This window comes from Clostridium estertheticum (assembly GCF_026650985.1).
GTDB lineage: Bacteria > Bacillota > Clostridia > Clostridiales > Clostridiaceae > Clostridium_AD > Clostridium_AD estertheticum_C.
Map to the genome: position 1 here is coordinate 4,964,439 of NZ_CP086239.1, position 19,389 is coordinate 4,983,827.

The window sequence follows — 19,389 nt, forward strand, 5'->3', positions numbered from 1 at the left end:
TGAGGAGGAATTTGTTATGGTTATAGGTTTGATTTTATTGTTATTAATTGTCGTTATGATTTTAACATCAATTAAGATTGTTAATACTGGGTATGTAATTCTAATAGAAAGATTTGGTCAGTTTCATAGGATATTAGAGCCAGGTTGGCATTTTACAATTGTATTTGCAGATTTCGTTAGAAGAAAAATTTCTACTAAGCAACAAATACTCGACATACAACCACAGAATGTTATAACTAAAGATAATGTAAATATATCAATTGATAATGTTATATTTTACAAAGTTATTAATTCAAGAGATGCAGTGTATAATATTGAGGATTATAAATCAGGTATTGTGTATTCAACTATTACTAATATGAGAAATATTGTTGGAGACATGACATTAGATGATGTATTATCAGGAAGAGATAGAATAAATTCTAAGCTTCTTGAAATAATTGATGAAATTACAGATGCTTATGGAATAAAGATTTTATCTGTAGAAATTAAAAACATTGTTCCACCAAGTGAGATTCAACAAGCTATGGAAAAACAAATGAGAGCAGAGAGAGATAAGAGAGCGTTTATTCTTACAGCAGAAGGCGAAAAACAAAGTCAAATTGAAAGAGCAGAAGGACATAAGCAAGCTCAAATATTAAATGCTGAAGCTGAAAAGCAAGCAAATATTAGACGTGCAGAAGGACTTAAAGAATCACAACTTTTAGAAGCAGAAGGTAAAGCAAGGGCTATAGAAACCATTGCAATTGCAGAAGCAGGTGCTATAAGAAAAGTAAATACAGCAATAATTGAGTCAGGTACAAATGAAACTGTAATAGCATTAAAACAGATAGAAGCTCTTACAGAAATGTCTAAAAATCCAGCTAATAAGCTTATTCTTCCGAATGAAATATTATCAAGTTTTGGTAGTATATCAGCAATAGGCGAAATGTTAAGAATGGATAAGAAATCTGAAAATAAAGTAATACCTACTAAAGAAATACAAAACAAAGCAATACCAAACAAATCAATGCCAAATAAATAATGAATAAAAATAGATATAAAAATAAAGTCTGAGAAATCAGGCTTTATTTTTATGTTTACTTTTTTTTGCTTTGTTTTTTTTCTGAACTGAGTAACCAAATTTACCTAAAGGTTTAGAATTAACACTAAAATATTCGCCATGAGAATAAGTAATGAGATCTGCCATTTCAAAGTGTATTTTTCCAAGATCATCTATTAAAGTATTATCAACATGAGTATTTACTATTTCAGCTAAAAACAAATCGTGTGTACCTAAAGGGGTAATGCTTTTAACTTTGCACTCTAAAGATATGGGGCAGTCAGATATTATTGGTGCTATGACATCTTTCGCGTTGTCCATGGTGAAGTTCATCTCATGGATCTTATCTACTTGTTTACCAGAACGGACTCCGCAATAATCAACTTCACGAGTCATTTTTGATGTAGGTAGATTTACTACAAAGTCACCACTTTCTTTTATGTAATCATAGGAAAGTCTCTCAGGCCTTATAGCTACAGTTATCATTGGTGGTTTTGTACAAGCCATTCCTATCCATGCTACTGTAAAAACATTTATTTTACCTTCTTTATTTTTTGATGTAATTAATACTACGGGAACGGGATTTAGCATTGCGCTACCTTTAAATATGGTTTTTATCATGTATTTTCACCTCTATATTTTTAACATACATTATAAGGTATGTCTTTTATTTTATATAACATTATATATTATACAATATCTTAAAAGATTTATATAGTCTTGAATGTTTACTAAATAGACTTTATAATTTTTACCAAATTCATTGGTAATAATTTTATAATAATATGGTATAATAATTATAAGAGTATAAATATAGGTGTGGTGATTATTGTGACAATTATTGGGAAAGTTGTATATGATGCTTCAAAGTTAGTTGGTAATACTGCAGAATTGGGCATTGGACTAACGGGGAATGTCATATCGTCTATTGCGGGAATTTCAGGTAAGGATAAATTGGCTGAAAATACTAAGAAGTACAGTGTTATGCTTGGTAGGATAGCTTCGAAAACTTCAAAAATAGCAGGAGCAGTAACAGCCGTTCTAATAGATAAAACTATTGATGTTACGGTGCATACGGCAAAATATATTGCTGAAAATGCGATAAATACAAATGTTAAAATTTATGGACAATCTGATAAATTTTATGATGAAGATAAATATATAGAGGTTGAATATAAGGTCTTAGAGAAATAAGGATGAATATGTTTAAAAAGATAATTTAATGTAATATTAATTTTCAGAATTGTGTAATATTACTTTCCAAATATGTACTTTAGTGATATAATTTTATTGAGAGTAAATATGAAACATGAAATATGGCTAAAAAAAATGAGAGCCACACTATCAAGTCTATTAAGTAGTAGATTTAATTAGTGTGGCTTTTTTGTATTTAAAAGTATAATATAATCTTTTTCATAGATTATGCTATAACTAAAAGTATATATTGCTCTAATGCTTTCACTTCGCTAAGGAATTCTAAAATTTATTTTATTTACAGATACTAAAAAACATAAACTCGCTATCGCTCAAACATATGTTTTTCTTCACGTATCTGTAAATAAAATAAATTAAGAATTACTAAGCTAGTTCAAATGCATTATGCGCAATATATACTTTTGTTAGCATAATTTATGAAAAAGGATATTATTTACAGACACTGAAAATACAAATTTATATGTGCTCAAACATGTACTTTTATTAACGAAAATATAAATAAAACAAATTAAGAATTACTAAGGTCAGTTCAAATTCATTCTATGTTATATATATTTTTGTTAACATAATCTAAGAAAAAGTAACTTTCACTTCGTTGAGTTACTTCTTAATATTTATGGGGAGAGTATGATATCAGAAAGTTTTACGTTTAAGGGTAAAGATTATGTAGAAATATTTGTATACAAATGGACACCGAATGTGGATGTTCAAGTTAGGGGAGTAGTTCAACTAGCACATGGAATGGCAGAAACAGCAGCTAGGTATGAAGATTTTGCAAACGATCTAACAAAAAATGGATTTATTGTTTATGCTAATGATCATAGGGGTCATGGGGAAACTGCGGGGAAAGTAGAGACTTTAGGAGAATTAGGTGAGGATGCCTTTAATTCAATGGTCGAGGACATGCATAGACTAAATAGTATTATTAAAGAAGAAAATGTAACTTTACCTATATTTTTATTTGGGCATAGTATGGGATCCTTCTTAACACAAAGATATATTTGTTTATATGGAAGTGAGTTAAAGGGTGTTATTCTTACAGGTACTTGCGGCAAGCGTGAAATTATTGTTGATATAGGAAGAATAGCATCAAAAGTAGAGATTATGAGAAGAGGAAGAAATGCTAAAAGTATTAATTTAAATAAATTGATTTTTGGAAGTAATAATAATTTCTTTAAACCCAATAGAACATTATTTGATTGGCTAAGTCGAGACAATAAAGAAGTGGATAAATATATAGAAAATCCATACTGTGGGGCGGTTTTTACAGCGGGCTTTTTCTATGATTTTTTAAGTGGACTTAAGAGTGTAGCAGATGCGGAGGAAATTAAAAACATTCCTAATAATTTACCTATCTATATTTTTGGAGGAGATAAGGACCCTGTAGGAAAAAATGGGAAAGGTGCTTTAAAACTTGTTAAGACTTATGAGAAACATGGAGTTAAGGATCTGACTTATAAACTTTATAAAGAGGGACGTCATGAAATGCTTCATGAAACTAATAAGGATGAAGTAACTACTGATATAATAAAATGGATTAATGCACATGTTTAATGTATGGTTAGAGTTCTTCAAGACAGAGAAGGATACTGTGAAAACCAAGCATTTGTTAGTTCAGACACATTCATCTCATAGTGATACAAAGTTAAAGGATTTTAAAATCAGGGAAGCAATTTATATATAATTATGTTAAATACTTGAATAATTATATTGTTTTACTATATAATTGAATAAGGATATAATAGTTAAATATTGTGCCCCTATTAACTTAGATAATAGGGAGATATTATGAAAAACAAAAAAATTATTAATGTCATATTAGGATTACTTATTATTTTATTTTCAGGTTTACTTATAGTTTTCATAATGATAAAAAGTAGTAGTGAGTTTGATGCAGCTATAATTGGGATGGTTTTATTCGGCTATCCAGTATTTACATTAATAACCTCAATAGTCCTGCAATTACTAATTAAGAAAAAGGTAATTGTTTTAAGTATCATCTTTGTATGTTATTTGATTCCAATTTTAATCTTTAATTCCTCTTGCTTACCATATTGCTTTATTTATACACTTATTGGATTGATTGGGACATTTATTGCGGATTTCATTCTTAAACGTAGAAAAAGAATTATTACGTAAATTTATTTAAATAAGGGAAGCTTTGGCTTCCATTAAAAATTGTTATTATTTCAAGAGCATTCATAAACATAGCCTAACATTAAAACTATATAAATTATAGTATTTATGGATCTAAAATAATAAATTTATAAATGTAGTTGTTGTGTAAGTGGAAACAAATAACAAGTCATTATTTTAGTTTATTAGTGTATGGTTATTTTTTCAATTATAGGATAATATAAATATATTATGTTGTTTTCTATTTTATGTAGATTAATCTACCAAAGTTGATTTTAAATTCAAAAAATGAAAGAGGGAAATTTTAGTGAGTGAAATACAAAAACTTAAAACGAGAGATCAAGTCGATAGCAAGTATAAGTGGAATGTTGAAAAGATATATAAGAATTCAGCGGAGTGGGAAAAAGATTTTGAAATACTAAAGACTAAATCACCAAAGATGCAAAGATTTTCAGGGAAACTTGGAATAGCTGAAGAATTATTATCATTTTTGGAAAGTAGTGTAGAAATTGAAAGACTTTTAGATAAATTGCTTGTGTATGCACATTTAAGAGGAGACGAGGATACAGGCAAGGCTGAATTTCAAGTTCTTAAAAATAAGATTGATGCTTTTGGCGCAGAAGTTTCTAGCGCAACTGCATTTTTTATTCCTGAATTATTATCATTACCTGAGAGAGCAGTTGATGAGGCAATAGTTAAGTTTCCAAAGCTTAAACTATATGAATTTTATTTAGCAGATATTATAAGTCAAAAGGACCATACGCTAAGTGCAGAGGCAGAAAAACTTTTGGCGTCCGTTAGTGATTGTTTAAGTGCACCAGGAAACATATTTGGAATGCTTACAAATGCAGACATGACATTTCCGTGTATAAAAGATGAAAAGGGTAATGAGGTCGAATTAACTGAAGGAAACTATAGCAATTTTATAAAATCAAAGGATAGAAGAGTAAGGAAGGATGCTTTTCAAACATTATTTTCAACATATAAAGGATTTAGTAATACTTTAACAGCATCCTTAACATCTTCTATAAAGAATTTTATATTTAATGCAAAAACAAGAAATTATTCCTGTGCACTTGAAAGTTCTTTAAAACCTAATAATATTCCAGTAAAGGTTTATGACAATGTAGTTGATACTATAAACAAAAATTTATCATCTCTTCATAAGTATGTAAGCATTAAAAAGAAATTATTAGGGCTTGATGAAATGCATATGTACGATTTATATGTGCCTATAATTGATGCAGAGGAAAATCATATTGAATATGAAGACGCAGTTAAAATAGCACTCGAGGGTATTAAACCACTAGGACAAGAGTATTTAGACATCTTCAAAGAAGGTATTAATGAGGGATGGGTAGATGTATTCCAAAATAAAGGTAAGCGCTCTGGAGCTTATTCTTGGGGCTGCTTCGATAGTATGCCATATGTGCTTTTGAATTATAATTATCAATTAAACGATGTGTCAACACTTGTTCATGAAATGGGACATTCTATTCATTCATATTATTCAAGAAAGACTCAACCATATATATATTCAGGGTATGAGTTATTTTGCGCAGAGGTTGCATCTATAACTAATGAATGTTTATTAATAGATTATCAAATTAAAAATGAGAATGATAAGAAAAAGAAATTATTCCTAATAAATCAACAATTAGAGGGAATAAGAACTACAGTATTTAGACAGTGCATGTTTGCAGAATTTGAAAAGGTAACACATGAAAAGATTGAACAGGGTAATCCGTTATCTCCAGAGGACTTATGTAAAATTTATCATGATTTAAATGTGAAATATTTTGGACCTGATATGGTAGTAGACGCAGGAATAGATATGGAATGGTCAAGAATTCCTCATTTTTATAATGATTTTTATGTATACCAATATACTACAGGTTTTGCAGCTGCTAATTCTTTTAGTAAAATGATAACTGAAAATGGCGCAAGTGCTGTAGAAAGATATATAGGATTCTTAAAGAGTGGTGGAAGTGATTATCCAATAAATATACTTAAAAAAGCAGGAGTAGATATGTCATCACCAAAACCTTTAGAAGATACTATAAAAAGATTTGATGAATTATTAGGGATGCTCGAGAAAGAACTGTAACAAAGGGGCAGTATATATTACTACAATTGCGATTCACTTAGCTAAGTAATTCTAAACAAATTTAAGTGAATGATACTAAAAAGTACAAACACGCTAACACTCAAACATGTACTTTTCTTAACGTATCATCCATTGAAATTAGTTAAGAATTGCTAAAGCTCGTTCAAATGCAATTTTCATAATATATACTTTTCCTAATGTTATAATTCATTTGATTTCAAAAAATAAAAAATTTTAAATGAAATTTCAATAGTTTCTGAGTTTCTTATTTGGAGCATTATGGAGAAATCCATACTTAATCGTTAATCCTTTCAATTGCAGAAGATATTTATACACATAAACTTTACATAAATATAAGATATTTGTAATACAGTTATTGATTATAATTTAAAACAGAGGAGCTCAATAAATAAGCAAAGATATGGGAGGGTTTAATATGTATACAATGGAACTTAAAACAAATTTACTAATAATAACTATGAGTGGAGTTATGACAAAAGAAGAAGGTATATCTTATATAGAGGAATTGAAAAAAAATATAAAAGATATAAGTCCTATTGACTATAATATAGTTGTTGATTCGAGAAAATTAAAAAAAATTTCAAAAGAATTAAGTGAGAGTAGGGAACAAGCCATCTCATTAATTACTAGTACTCCATTTAAAAAACGATATAATATTATGCCCAAAGATATTATTGCTACTATACAGGGAGTACGAGCAGGTATTGTAAATAATGAATTTAATAATACTATTTTCGCAGAATCTTATGGGGAGCTACTTAAATTCAAGGTTTAGCATTCAACTTAACATAAATTAGAGAGAGTCACATATTTTTCACATAAACATTTGATACTAATTCTACAATTAATTGTTATTATAAAGGTATAGTAATTAGCAAGTGATTTATTTTTTAATTAGAGTCCCCCTAATTAAATATGAATATAATATAAAATAGCCTATAGGTAGACTTTGAATTGTCTATTCTATAGGCTATTTCAATTTATAACTACTTGCGAAGAGGGCGAAATATAGACGGTTACTTGATTGTATAGTAGTGTCATAAGTCATTTAGTTTACTTCTTATGTGATAAATACTTAGGTAAGGGGATGAGTGGATCAGATGAATCTGTGTTAATATAAGTTTTAGGGTATGCATCTCTATATTGAGTTGGAGTTATTCCTTCATATTTCTTAAATAATTTCATGAAATATTTATCATCTTTAAAACATAAAGTATAAGAGATTTCTTTAATGCTTTTTTCTGAGTTCAATAATAGTTCTTTTGCTTTATTTATCTTAATACTATTTATATATTGAAGAGTACTCATTCCAATATGTTTTTTGAATAATCTCGTTAGATGATCGGCACTAAAATTAGACTTCCTAGCTACCAGTTGTACAGATATGTCTTTAGTAACATTTACTCTTATCCATTCTAATATTTGAAAAAATCTTTTATTTACTGAATTTTCTTTTGTTACTGACAAACTAAATGAGTTTATAAATTGTTGAGTTAATTCTATGGCAAGTTCAGATACTAAATAATCAGTTGATAAATGTGTATAATACAGTGAATTAGCTATATGTAAAATTTGTTTTATGTAAATGAATACTTTTCCAGTGTCAATTAATGATAAAAAAGTTGGCAATAAAACATCTTCATGTAAACTTTCCGTATTTAATATTGAAATGATTTCTTGATAGATTTCAGATTTAGTTAATATTATCTCATTTGCAGTACATAAAAAATGAAGCCAGTAAAAACTACTACCCTCATCTGAGGGTGCATATCCGGAATGTACCATACCTGGGAGTAAAAATAAAACATCACCTGGATTTACTTCATACTTATCCTCATTTTGTTTAATGTAAATTGTTCCTTTAATTCCAATGATAATTTCATAGTCATTTTCTAGAATAAAAGATTTATGCTGCCAATTTTTTTCACATATAAATTGACCGGATTTACAATAAGAGAGAGGTACACTTATATTTGTCTTAAAATAGAGCATATCTGATTTCACCACCAAAAGTACGATTTTATTAGTTGTTAGATAAATGTAATCGATTTATAATTAGCGTATAAATCAATCATATAAGAACAATCAACATTATACTTCCATAAAAAGCTTATGTCAATTGGTGCTAAGAAAAAACACTGATTGTCGTATTTACCATACCTTAAATATTGATATAGGAGGAGTTTAATAAATGCAAAATGAGATAAACATAAAAGATATCATTATTACAGATGATTTTTGGTCTAAGTATATAAGATTGGTTAAAGATGAAATGATTCCATACCAATGGAATGTGCTTAATGATGAGGCCAATATAAAAATTGATGCAGAGCGAGATGATGAGAATATTCCTATTGAAAAAAGTCATGCAATTGAAAACTTTAAAATTGCAGCAGGATTAAAAAGTGGTCATCATTATGGCTATGTTTTTCAAGATAGTGATGTTTATAAATGGCTAGAGGCTGTTTCGTATTCTTTAATTAATGATAGTAACTCTGAACTTGAAAACATAGCTGATGGCGTTATAGACTTGATAGGACTCGCTCAACAAAAGGATGGATATTTAGATACTTATTTTACTATTGATGATAAGAAAAGAAAGTTTAAACGTCTAATAGAAAGTCACGAATTATATTGCGCAGGTCATTTTATGGAAGCAGCAGCTGCTTATTATAGTGTTACAGGAAAAAGAAAGGTAATAGATATCGCTTGTAATTTAGCTGATTGTATTAATAGATATTTTGGCCCAGAAGAGGACAAGATTCATGGATATGACGGTCATGAAGAAGTAGAAATTGGTTTAGCAAAACTATACTCAGTAACTAAAGACAAAAAATACCTGGAATTAAGCAAATACTTTTTATATGAAAGGGGTCAAGATAGTAATTTTCTTAAAGATCAATTAAAAGATGATGATAATAAAACTTTTATACTTCCAGGAATGGAAAAATTCACTCAGAAATATTTTCAAGTTCATAAACCAATTCTTAAACAAGAAACTGCTGAAGGGCATTCGGTTAGACTTATGTACATGTGCACAGCTATGGCAGATATAGCTTATTTAACGAATGATAAAGAAATACTAGAAGCATGCACAAAATTATGGAGGAATATTACTAGTAAACGCATGTATATAACAGGAGGCATTGGCTCAACTGTAATAGGAGAAGCTTTTACTTTTGACTATGATTTACCTAATGACACAATGTATTGTGAAACTTGTGCATCGGTGGGATTAATATTCTTTGCTTTTAATATGCTTAAAAATGAACCACTAAGTTTATATGGAAATGTTATGGAAAGAAGTTTATATAATTCTGCTATTAGTGGGATGGCACTCGATGGAAAACACTTCTTTTATGTAAATCCATTAGAAGTTGATCCAGTAGCTAGTAAAAATGATCCAGGCAAAAGTCATGTAAAGGTAACTAGATCAGAATGGTTTGGATGTGCATGTTGTCCTCCTAACCTTGCAAGAACATTAACTTCTTTAGGTAAGTACATTTATACCACCTTTAATAACACAATATATACACATTTATATATGTCTAATGAAGTTGATATTTTGATGAATAATAATAAAATTTCTCTTAAACAAGAGACAAACTACCCATGGTATGGCTATATTAAATTTTCTTTAAATATTGAAAAATCAAATAATTTTAGTATGGCATTTAGAATACCTGATTGGTGTTATTCATATTCTGTTAAAGTTAACGATGAAAAAGCTGAATGTAAAATTATAAATGGTTATATCTCTATCTTAAGGGAATGGAGTACATCTGATACAATAGAGATAAATTTTGAAATGGAAATTCAAGAAATAGTTGCAAATCCAAATATTAAAGATGATTTAGGTAAAGTTGCAATTCAAAGGGGACCTTTTATATATTGCTTAGAAGAAGTAGACAACGGTAAAAATCTACATTTAATTAGATTAGATAAATCCTGTAGGTATGAATATGAATTTGATTCTAAACTCCTTGGCGGCGTTGGTAAAATCAAAACTAAGGCTAAAAAACTAATTATAGATAATAGTTGGGAGGGACAACTATATAGAAGTGATAGAAAAGGCCCTATATATGAAGAGTGTGAAATCACATTTGTACCATATTATAGTTGGGCTAACCGATCTGTAGGTGAAATGAGGGTATTTATAAATAAGAATTTATAGATATTTTAACAATTAAAATGTAATAGATTTGTATTATTTGTTTATTACCGTAAATATAAATTATACAACAAAAGTGGATTTCGCGAATCCACTTTTGTATTTAGAAAATAAGATAGTCCATATAGACTTCTTGCTTTTAAAGAAATATCAACTTAATTGGATTAGTTCAAATCAGCTACTGGTCTACCAAAATCAGGAGTTCCATCATCATTCCAGGTTAGTTTTTGGGCCCTCGCATGTCGGTTAGGATCATCAAGAGAATTCCCATCTATTTCCTTATAATTTCTAGCATGATAAATCATAACATCTGTTTGATTATCCTCCGAAACAGTGAAACTATTATGACCTGGTCCATATTGATTATTTTCATAACTTGTAGTAAATACTGGAACTGATGATTTGCTCCAAGATAATGGATTTAACAAGTCATTTGTATCGTCTGCAGTTAAAAGGCCCATACAATAATTATAGTCTGTAGCACTTGCTGAATAGCTAATAAATATCTTACCATTTTTCTTAAGTACTGCTGGTCCTTCGTTTACAGAAAAACCTATACATTCCCATGGATATTCAGGTTTTGAAATCATTACCTGTTTACCACTAATAGTCCATGGATTGCTTAACTTTGCAATATATAAATTAGAGTTTCCCTTTATATTAGGATCATTTTGAGGCCAAACCAGATATCTTATTCCTTTATGTTGAAAGCTTGTAGCATCTAAAGCAAATGATTCATAATTAGTCTTAAGTTGTCCTTTTTCTAACCAAGGTCCTTCTAGTGGGTTAAGTGACAAGTTTTCAAGCACATATATTCTATGATCAAACATGTCCCCTTTAGGATCATTAGCTTTTGCTGCTGCAAAGTATATATACCATTTATCATCTATAAAATGTATTTCTGGTGCCCATATATATGCGCTCATTTCCCCATCCACATGTTTGCGCCAAACTACAATAGGCGATATTGAGCCTAATTCCTCAATGGTCTTAGCTCTTCTTATTTCGATTCTGTCATATTCAGGTACGGATGAAGTGAAATAGTAATATCCATCAGAGTGCTTATATACAAATGGATCAGCTGCTTGTCGTACTATTGGATTTTTATATTCTTGACTTATTGACATAATATTCTCCTCGATTTAAACTATATTTATTTTGTTGTATTAAATAATTAATTAACCTTTTACTCCACCAGCAGTTAATCCTTCAATGAAAGAATCCTGGAAGAGTAAGAATATAATTATAATTGGTAATACCGATAATACAGATCCAGATAATACAGCACTGTAATTATTTCCATAAGGTGTCATTAATGACATTAAGCCTACAGGAAGTGTAAACATATCATCTGTTCTCATTTGTATTAAAGGCCATATAAAACCATTCCAACTTGACAAGGCTGATAAGATTGTCATGGCGCCAAAAGCTGGTTTCATTAAAGGTATCATAATTTTGAAAAATATCCCATATTCGGTACACCCATCAATTCTAGCAGCATCCATAAAGTCCTTTGGTATTCCTGAAGCAAATTGCCTGAAAAAGAATATCGAAGAAGCTGAGACAAGGAAAGGTAGTATTATTCCACTATATGTATTTATAATATGGAGTGTAACTGTTAATTTATATAATGGAAGTATTAAAATCTCAACAGGGATCATCATCATAAACAATATTAATACAAATATTGTATTCTTAAATTTAAAATCATATACTGCTATTGCATAACCTACCATAGAAGATAATAATAGTGAGAACACTGTACTTATTAGAGTAATTAACACACTATTTTTAAACCATGTTAGAAATAAAATACTGCTGTCAGTAAATAAAGGAATATAATTCTGTATACTCATAATACTAAAGTCTAATTTCAAATTTAAGCCATAACGAAATAACTCTGTAGCAGGTTTAAGTGAAGCTAGTAACATTGCATAGAAAGGGAGTAATGCAAAAATGGTTATGATGATAAAAAGAATAACCATTAAAAGTCCTTTATGAGAATATTTTACTTTTGATTTTACTTTTACATTTTTAGGTTTTGTTATAACTACAGTTTCAGTTTTTGACATGATTATGCATCCTCCTTTTTAAACATTCCAAAGAATTTTAGTTGGAATAAATTCAAAGTTATTACAATAAGAAGTAATACTAATCCAGTAGCAGAAGCAAAGCCTAAATTTCCATTTTCAAAACCTTGCTGATACAAGTAACCTACAATTGTTAATCCAGAATCATTTTGTGAATGATTTTGCCAAAAAACAAAACTTTCAGTAAACATTGATAATCCGCCATAGATACTTATTGTTAAAACATAAATAATAATTGGTTTTAAAAGAGGCACTGTTACATATCTAAATTTATTAAAAACACTTGCACCATCAATTTCGGCTGATTCATATAGTTCTGTAGGTATATTTTGTAAACCGGATAAGAAATATATAATATTTATCCCAGTCCAACGCCACATTGCGAGTAATACTAATAAAGGCATTGCAGTATTTTCATTACGTAGCCATTCTACTGGACTTATACCAAAAACACCTAAAATTGTATTTAGTGGTGCACCTGGAGTTTCTCCAAAAATCAATCTAAAAACAATACCTGCAACAACAACTGAGGTGATAGCGGGCATGAAAATGGTAGCTCTAAAAAACTTTTTAGCTACTAATGCTTTTGAATTTAAAAATACAGCTAAAACTATAGGGATAGGTATCAAAAGTAATAAAGTCCAAAAACAATACCGTACACTATTCCAGACAGCAGTATAAAAATGAACATTAAGTAAATCCTTATAGTTTTTTAAACCAATAAACTTATTTTGACCAACACCAACAACATCTTGAAAACTCATAATGCATGTGCTTATTATTGGATAAAAGAAAAATATGAAAAAAGAAAGAATAAAAGGTAACACAAAAACATATGGAGCATACTTTGATGAATATAAAAACTTATTAACAATTATGTTTTGCTTTTTTTCCAAGTAGATTCCCCTCCAATTTAAATATTAGGAGATGCAAATCATATAAACAATTGCATCCCTAATAATTTATAGATGATTAATTTTATTTGTCTACGGTTTTCTTAATTTTTACGTAATTCATCTGCTGCTGTTTTCAAAGCGGCCTGCGGCGTAGCTGAATTTTGTTTTAATACTTTAAATAATACTTGACTATTTAATAGGGTTCCAGCATTAGGGCTTTTTTCAATACTTACTGGAGTAGCTATTGAATCTTTTAATGGTAAAAGAACATTAAAGGCATCTTTACCATTTGAGAAATACTGTGTAAACTTGGTATCACCAATATTTGCACTTATTTTCTTCCATGAATCCCATCTAGGTGGATCAAAACCTTCTAAATTCCAAATGTTCTCACTAGCATTTTCAGTTCCTTTTGCAAAGAACAAAAACTTCTTTGCAAGTTCAACATTTTTACCTTGAATTGGTACTGCTGTTCCTGTTCCGCCTAATCCAACAGATAGATTTTTATTTCCAGTTGCAAATACTGGAGGTGCTTGTATTGCTATTTTACCTTTTAGATCAGGCATATTAGCTAAAAATCTACTTGTATACCAGAATGGCATTATAACTGAAGCAGCTCCACCTTTGTTAAAAGCTCCATAACCTTCTTCTGTATCAGGTTGTCCACCAGGAGATATGGCAGCAATTTTATCTGTAAATACCATATCATGAAGTAGTTGTAGTGACTTTACTGCTACTGGATTATCCAAAGTGACGTTTCCACTTTTATCAAAGACATCTGAACCTTGTTGTCCGACCATTAAGCTAAACTCCCAATTTGCAGTCTGTGAAAGATATCCCATGTATTTTCCTGTTTTTGCTTTTACAATTTTACCAGCAGCTGTATAGTCATCCCAGGTTTTGATTTTTGTATAATCAACACCTGCTTTTTTAAAAAGGTCCTTATTGTAGAAAGCAACAGTAGTTCCTACATGTGTAGGTAAACCGTACACTTTTCCGCCTTTGCTATATAAATCTAAACGTGATTGTATAAAATTAGCCTTCTCAGGGGCTACAATATCACTTAAATCTGCTAATTGTGGGGTTCCTTTTGTAAAGTTTGGAAACTGACCAACCTCGATATCAGCAATATCTGGAGCTCCAACTCCTGATTTAACTGCGACCAATAATTTGTTATGCATATCAGTATAAGGATAAGTAGTTACTTTTAACTCAATAGGTTGATCTGGATGGGCTTTATTCCAACTCTTAGCAGCATCATTGTATAAATTAGAATGTAACCCAATAAATGTCCATAAATTCAATTTTGTTACTTCTCCGGATTTAGTACTCTGACCATTTGTTGCAGTTGAAGATTTACTACCACAACCACCTAAAACCATTGTAGCTGTCATCAGTGAAATAAGCATAAGACTAATTCTTTTTTTCATAAAATCCCCCTCCTAAATGTATTAAATAGAGTATTTAAGTTGATCCTTCTATTTCCTCCTTTAATAAAGAATAAATTTTATATTGCAATGAAATGGAAATAGAAATTTTCATAACATTTCAATTTCATTAAGAATAATTAGGAAACGTTATCATACAGCGAATTAAACTATTAATATATTTTAAAATCAAGAATATTATATATTAATAGTTTTATGTTTGTGTTAATTGGTTTATAACTACAGTATGGTATTATTTACTGTAAAAGTCAATAAAATTTTTAATTTTAGTTAATTGTTTCATGTTTCTATAAACCAATCCTCATTACTTGTACATAGAAATATAATTTTACTTATATGTATTTTATTATTGACCTTCTATAGAAAAAAACTTATAATACAATTAATACTAATGTTAATATATTAATCATATTATTAATTACTGAAGGAGGGTGTAATAATGGCTAATTTAAAAAAAGCTAAAATCATTATTAATGCTGATGTAAAGAAGGGTAAAATTAACAAGAACATTTATGGTCAGTTCTCTGAGCACTTAGGTAGATGTATATATGAGGGACTTTGGGTTGGAAAAGACTCGCCTATTCAAAATACAAATGGAATTCGTAATGATGTAGTACAGGCTTTAAAAGAACTTAAAATTCCAGTATTAAGATGGCCAGGTGGATGTTTTGCTGATGAGTATCACTGGAAGAATGGCATAGGTAAACCTGAGAGTCGTCCTAAAATGATTAATACTCATTGGGGAGGGCTAGTTGAGAATAACAATTTTGGAACACATGAATTTTTTGAGCTATGTGAGCAACTTGAAACAGAGCCTTATATTTGTGGAAATGTTGGAAGTGGCACTGTTCAAGAAATGAGTGAATGGGTGGAATATATGACATTTGATGGTGTGTCACCAATGGCAGAGCTTAGAGCGGCTAATGGACACGAAAAGCCTTGGAATCTAAAATACTTTGGTGTTGGTAATGAAAATTGGGGCTGCGGTGGAAACATGAGACCAGAATATTATTCAGATCTATACAGAAGATATTCTACCTACGCAAGAAATTATCAGGGAAATAAGCTTTTTAAAATAGCTGGTGGTCCCAATGCTAGTGATTATAATTGGACAGAAGTATTGATGAGAGAATCTTCTAGTCTTATGGATGGATTAAGTCTCCATTATTATACAATGCCCTTCGGTTTCGATGATAAAGGCTTCGCAACAGTATTTGATGAGACATTATGGTTTAAAACTATGGAAAAAATATTATATATGGAAGAACTTATAATTAAACACAGTACTATTATGGATAAATACGATCCAGACAAACGTGTAGGATTAATAGTCGATGAATGGGGAACTTGGTTTAATGTAGAACCTGGAACAAACCCTGGCTTTCTTTATCAACAAAACACCTTAAGAGATGCTCTAGTTGCAGGGGTTGGTCTTAATATATTTAATAACCATTGTGATAGAGTACAGATGGCAAATATTGCTCAAATGGTAAATGTTCTACAAGCTATGATATTAACGCAGGGAGATAAAATAGTATTAACACCAACATACCATATATTTAAAATGTACAAGGTACATCAAGATGCTGAGCTTTTGTCCACATCAATCGAATGCGAAGATTATGTGAATGGGGATAAATCTTTACCTGAGTTAAATGTGTCAGCTTCAATTGACGACAAGGGAATCACTCATATATCTTTATGCAATTTAAGCCCTAATGATCAAATTGAAGTGACTAGTGAATTAAGAGGATTCGTCTACTCAAAAGTATCGGGAACCATACTTGCAGCTGATGAAATGAATGCATACAACAGTTTTACAGATCCAAATAAAGTTGTTCCAAAAGAATTTAAAGCATTTACAATTGAAAATAATAAACTTTCAATAGTTATGCCTAAAATGTCAGTTATTGTACTTAATGTAGAGTAATAAGATGATAAAATGTAAGGCTTGCTTAGCGAGTGTGAGAGTTTCTGAAAATGATATTGATGATATGTTAAATATAATTGTTAGTGGCAATCAATTTAAGCTTATTGATCAGGAGACTTATGAAAAGCGTTTGCATATTTGCTTTAATTGCAATTATCTAGAATATGGTACAACCTGCTTGCAATGTGGTTGTATTGTACAAATAAAGGCGAAATTGATGGAATCTAATTGTCCTTATCCTAAAAAATCAAAATGGGAATGAAGTCTCACTTCATTCCCATTTTACTATGTATAATATAGCCTAAAGATCAAATCTTGATCGTAGTTTCCAAAACCACTTCCAAAAACAGTTAGACCGCCTATATGCTTAGCATCTGCTGCCACTTCTAATCTTAGTTTCCATTGTTTGCTCCTAATATTTATATCCGATAATTTAACATCTGAAATTTTTTCTCCATCAATAAAAGAACCTTTTTCATTTATTTTAATGATTTTTAGCATCCCGTATTGATTTATATCACTGATCCACCAGTTTGGAGTATATTTTCCTTTTACATCAGCAAAGTCGCCAGGACTAGTCCACTCTCCAATTTTAATTCCGTTCATTATAAAAGAGATATCAGATGGCCAATTTTTGTTTGCACCAGGTGCTTCTGAGCCAATTTCCATGGATATTTCAAGTTCACTAGGATTTTGCGTTGTTAAGAGATAATTAGGTAATTTATATTCAACAAAGCCCTGAGTAAACCATAAAATTTTTGCAGCTACTCTTTGTGAATCTAAAAAAGATCTTGTATCGTCAAAATAACCTATAATTTTTTCAGTAGTTGCAAGACCACATGTTGGTGTGACTTCAAAATCAGTATACTGACCTATTGGAACAATATATTCATGATGTTTTACTCGCTTCTGAATTTTCCTCGGAAAATCTATTACTATACCATCTAAAATTAAAGAGCATATTTTCTGGACGCCACCCTTACTTTTGGTTCGTTCACCTTTTACGATTCCAGCTTTTTCTAATTTATTAATATGCATAGTAATAATTGCACTACTAAGTTCTAGTTTACTAGCAATTTCTTTTATATTTAAGGGTAGTTCGGAAAGAAGATTAATAATCTTAATTCGTACAGAACTGTCTAACGCTTCGTATACAGGAAGCCATTTTTCGCTTATATCAATTTTCATAATTATTCCTTTCACTATTTAATGATTAACATAATTATGAACTTGTTAATTAGGATTGTAAAGTAATTAAACTAAAGATTTAAATATTCATTTTATAATTATTTTGTTAAGGTTTCATCTATTAGGTTTTGTTCATACACAACTCTTATACTTATTCCTTGATTATAATTGCCAAAGTTCTTACCAAATAAAGTTAAACCACCTTTGTGCTTAGCATCTTCTGGAATAGATAATTTTAATGATAAATCGCTTTTGTAATTTAAATTAATATCATTTAAATTGGTATCTGAGATTTTAAGCCCGTCAATAAAAGTTCCAAATTTATTAATGGACAATAATTTTAATAAACCATATTGGTTCCAATTTGAGAACCACCAGTTAGGTGTTAAAATTCCTTTTGTATCAGCATAGTCGCCAGGACTTGTCCAACTGCCGAGGTAAATATCATTTAGGTTAAAATAAATATCAGAAGGCCATAAACTACAATTACCCGGTGCCTCGGAACTTATTTCCATAGAGATTTGAATTTCTGAAAATACTTGTGAAGGTTTTAGATAATTAGGTATTCTATATTCTATTGCACCCTTTGAAAACCATAAAATATCAGCATTGATTCTATCTGGGTCAGCAAAATAACTTGGATTATCCACTTCTCCAATCAACTTATCTTTTGTAGCTATTCCACAAGTTGGTTGTATTTCGTAAAAAGAATATTGTCCAATTCCAATTTCTAATTCATATGAGTTATCCATATCTTGTTTACCAATATCTATAATAAATTTATCTTCATGTAAATAACATATTTTTTGAATCCCATGTTTAGCGGTTAAAATATTAATTTTAATGATTCCACATTCTTCTAATTTTCTAATATGCATAGTGATTGCTCCATTAGAAAGCTTTAATTTTTTTGCGATATCATTCATGTTAAGTTGCTTATATTCTGATAAAAGATTAAGAATTTGAATTCTTACATCTGAACTAAGTGCTTTAAATATTGGCAAACTCTCTTCAAGGTTTTTAATATGTATCATTATTTACGTCTCCTTTATGAATTCATTCAATACATATATTATATAATATATGTATTGAATATTATATAACTATTTTAGGTTTTTTTAAAATAAAGGAACCGTTTAAACAAT

The 19,389-nt window shown here is 29.7% G+C and carries 17 protein-coding genes; 9 read left to right on the forward strand and 8 right to left on the reverse strand.

The genetic code is table 11. The features are described from left to right. Window positions 1–16 precede the first annotated feature (16 nt). Window positions 17–1,024, forward strand: coding sequence for an SPFH domain-containing protein (locus tag LL038_RS23700; protein WP_216122845.1), 1,008 nt, complete (start codon window positions 17–19; stop codon window positions 1,022–1,024). 36 nt (window positions 1,025–1,060) lie between these two features. On the opposite strand, the gene LL038_RS23705 is transcribed toward LL038_RS23700, so the two are convergent. Continuing rightward, on the reverse strand, window positions 1,061–1,663 hold the full coding sequence (locus tag LL038_RS23705) for a flavin reductase family protein (protein ID WP_216122846.1): 603 nt from the start codon (window positions 1,661–1,663) through the stop codon (window positions 1,061–1,063). 210 nt (window positions 1,664–1,873) lie between these two features. Here LL038_RS23705 and LL038_RS23710 point away from each other — a divergent pair, with 210 nt between their 5' ends. The 5 genes from LL038_RS23710 to LL038_RS23730 all read left to right on the forward strand — a co-directional run bounded on the left by LL038_RS23710 (window position 1,874) and on the right by LL038_RS23730 (window position 7,296). Next, the gene (locus LL038_RS23710) at window positions 1,874–2,236 is read left to right on the forward strand and encodes a hypothetical protein (RefSeq protein ID WP_216122847.1); all 363 of its coding nucleotides are present in this window, start codon (window positions 1,874–1,876) and stop codon (window positions 2,234–2,236) included. Window positions 2,237–2,884: 648 nt separating this feature from the next. Then, on the forward strand, window positions 2,885–3,811 hold the full coding sequence (locus tag LL038_RS23715) for an alpha/beta hydrolase (RefSeq protein ID WP_216122848.1): 927 nt from the start codon (window positions 2,885–2,887) through the stop codon (window positions 3,809–3,811). Between the two features lie 234 nt (window positions 3,812–4,045). Next, complete coding sequence (locus tag LL038_RS23720; protein ID WP_216122849.1) at window positions 4,046–4,396, forward strand: DUF2651 family protein; 351 nt, start codon at window positions 4,046–4,048, stop codon at window positions 4,394–4,396. Between the two features lie 304 nt (window positions 4,397–4,700). Beyond that, window positions 4,701–6,500, forward strand: a complete 1,800-nt coding sequence (pepF, locus tag LL038_RS23725; RefSeq protein WP_216122850.1) for an oligoendopeptidase F — start codon at window positions 4,701–4,703, stop codon at window positions 6,498–6,500. 436 nt (window positions 6,501–6,936) lie between these two features. Beyond that, complete coding sequence (locus tag LL038_RS23730) at window positions 6,937–7,296, forward strand: hypothetical protein (RefSeq protein WP_216122851.1); 360 nt, start codon at window positions 6,937–6,939, stop codon at window positions 7,294–7,296. A 278-nt stretch (window positions 7,297–7,574) separates the two neighbouring features. Here the strand turns inward: LL038_RS23730 and LL038_RS23735 are convergent, their stop codons facing one another. After that, window positions 7,575–8,513, reverse strand: a complete 939-nt coding sequence (locus tag LL038_RS23735; RefSeq protein WP_216122852.1) for an AraC family transcriptional regulator — start codon at window positions 8,511–8,513, stop codon at window positions 7,575–7,577. 199 nt (window positions 8,514–8,712) lie between these two features. Here LL038_RS23735 and LL038_RS23740 point away from each other — a divergent pair, with 199 nt between their 5' ends. Further along, window positions 8,713–10,695 carry a glycoside hydrolase family 127 protein gene (locus LL038_RS23740; RefSeq protein WP_216122853.1) on the forward strand — a complete coding sequence of 661 codons (1,983 nt, stop codon included), beginning with the start codon at window positions 8,713–8,715 and terminating at the stop codon, window positions 10,693–10,695. A 161-nt stretch (window positions 10,696–10,856) separates the two neighbouring features. Here LL038_RS23740 and LL038_RS23745 read toward each other — a convergent pair whose 3' ends face one another. The 4 genes from LL038_RS23745 to LL038_RS23760 all read right to left on the reverse strand — a co-directional run bounded on the left by LL038_RS23745 (window position 10,857) and on the right by LL038_RS23760 (window position 15,108). Beyond that, entirely contained in the window at window positions 10,857–11,819 is a 963-nt protein-coding gene (locus LL038_RS23745) for a family 43 glycosylhydrolase (protein ID WP_216122854.1), read from the reverse strand. Window positions 11,820–11,870: 51 nt separating this feature from the next. Further along, on the reverse strand, window positions 11,871–12,764 hold the full coding sequence (locus LL038_RS23750; protein WP_216171230.1) for a carbohydrate ABC transporter permease: 894 nt from the start codon (window positions 12,762–12,764) through the stop codon (window positions 11,871–11,873). Window positions 12,765–12,766: 2 nt separating this feature from the next. Continuing rightward, a complete protein-coding gene (locus LL038_RS23755) occupies window positions 12,767–13,678 on the reverse strand; it encodes a carbohydrate ABC transporter permease (RefSeq protein WP_253199910.1) in 912 nt (303 codons plus the stop codon). Between the two features lie 101 nt (window positions 13,679–13,779). After that, entirely contained in the window at window positions 13,780–15,108 is a 1,329-nt protein-coding gene (locus tag LL038_RS23760) for an ABC transporter substrate-binding protein (RefSeq protein WP_216122855.1), read from the reverse strand. A gap of 457 nt (window positions 15,109–15,565) precedes the next feature. On the opposite strand from LL038_RS23760, the gene LL038_RS23765 reads away from it, so the two are divergent. Together LL038_RS23765 and LL038_RS23770 are read left to right on the forward strand one after the other, a co-directional pair. Next, entirely contained in the window at window positions 15,566–17,056 is a 1,491-nt protein-coding gene (locus LL038_RS23765; protein ID WP_216122856.1) for an alpha-N-arabinofuranosidase, read from the forward strand. 4 nt (window positions 17,057–17,060) lie between these two features. After that, window positions 17,061–17,318: a DUF6171 family protein gene (locus LL038_RS23770; protein ID WP_216122857.1), complete on the forward strand. Its 258-nt coding sequence runs from the start codon at window positions 17,061–17,063 to the stop codon at window positions 17,316–17,318. 23 nt (window positions 17,319–17,341) lie between these two features. Here the strand turns inward: LL038_RS23770 and LL038_RS23775 are convergent, their stop codons facing one another. Together LL038_RS23775 and LL038_RS23780 are read right to left on the reverse strand one after the other, a co-directional pair. Continuing rightward, window positions 17,342–18,244 carry an ArsR/SmtB family transcription factor gene (locus tag LL038_RS23775; RefSeq protein ID WP_216122858.1) on the reverse strand — a complete coding sequence of 301 codons (903 nt, stop codon included), beginning with the start codon at window positions 18,242–18,244 and terminating at the stop codon, window positions 17,342–17,344. Between the two features lie 98 nt (window positions 18,245–18,342). Then, entirely contained in the window at window positions 18,343–19,278 is a 936-nt protein-coding gene (locus tag LL038_RS23780; protein WP_216122859.1) for an ArsR/SmtB family transcription factor, read from the reverse strand. Between the last annotated feature and the right edge of the window lie 111 nt (window positions 19,279–19,389).

Bases quoted from the DNA above. Each gene is read 5' to 3' on its own strand.
- LL038_RS23775 (WP_216122858.1), bottom strand. From the start codon at position 18,244: ATGAAAATTGATATAAGCGAAAAATGGCTTCCTGTATACGAAGCGTTA.
- LL038_RS23740 (WP_216122853.1), top strand. From the start codon at position 8,713: ATGCAAAATGAGATAAACATAAAAGATATCATTATTACAGATGATTTT.
- LL038_RS23760 (WP_216122855.1), bottom strand. From the start codon at position 15,108: ATGAAAAAAAGAATTAGTCTTATGCTTATTTCACTGATGACAGCTACA.
- LL038_RS23770 (WP_216122857.1), top strand. From the start codon at position 17,061: ATGATAAAATGTAAGGCTTGCTTAGCGAGTGTGAGAGTTTCTGAAAAT.
- LL038_RS23705 (WP_216122846.1), bottom strand. From the start codon at position 1,663: ATGATAAAAACCATATTTAAAGGTAGCGCAATGCTAAATCCCGTTCCC.
- LL038_RS23745 (WP_216122854.1), bottom strand. From the start codon at position 11,819: ATGTCAATAAGTCAAGAATATAAAAATCCAATAGTACGACAAGCAGCT.
- LL038_RS23765 (WP_216122856.1), top strand. From the start codon at position 15,566: ATGGCTAATTTAAAAAAAGCTAAAATCATTATTAATGCTGATGTAAAG.
- LL038_RS23700 (WP_216122845.1), top strand. From the start codon at position 17: ATGGTTATAGGTTTGATTTTATTGTTATTAATTGTCGTTATGATTTTA.
- LL038_RS23715 (WP_216122848.1), top strand. From the start codon at position 2,885: ATGATATCAGAAAGTTTTACGTTTAAGGGTAAAGATTATGTAGAAATA.
- LL038_RS23720 (WP_216122849.1), top strand. From the start codon at position 4,046: ATGAAAAACAAAAAAATTATTAATGTCATATTAGGATTACTTATTATT.
- LL038_RS23735 (WP_216122852.1), bottom strand. From the start codon at position 8,513: ATGCTCTATTTTAAGACAAATATAAGTGTACCTCTCTCTTATTGTAAA.
- LL038_RS23730 (WP_216122851.1), top strand. From the start codon at position 6,937: ATGTATACAATGGAACTTAAAACAAATTTACTAATAATAACTATGAGT.
- LL038_RS23750 (WP_216171230.1), bottom strand. From the start codon at position 12,764: ATGTCAAAAACTGAAACTGTAGTTATAACAAAACCTAAAAATGTAAAA.
- LL038_RS23780 (WP_216122859.1), bottom strand. From the start codon at position 19,278: ATGATACATATTAAAAACCTTGAAGAGAGTTTGCCAATATTTAAAGCA.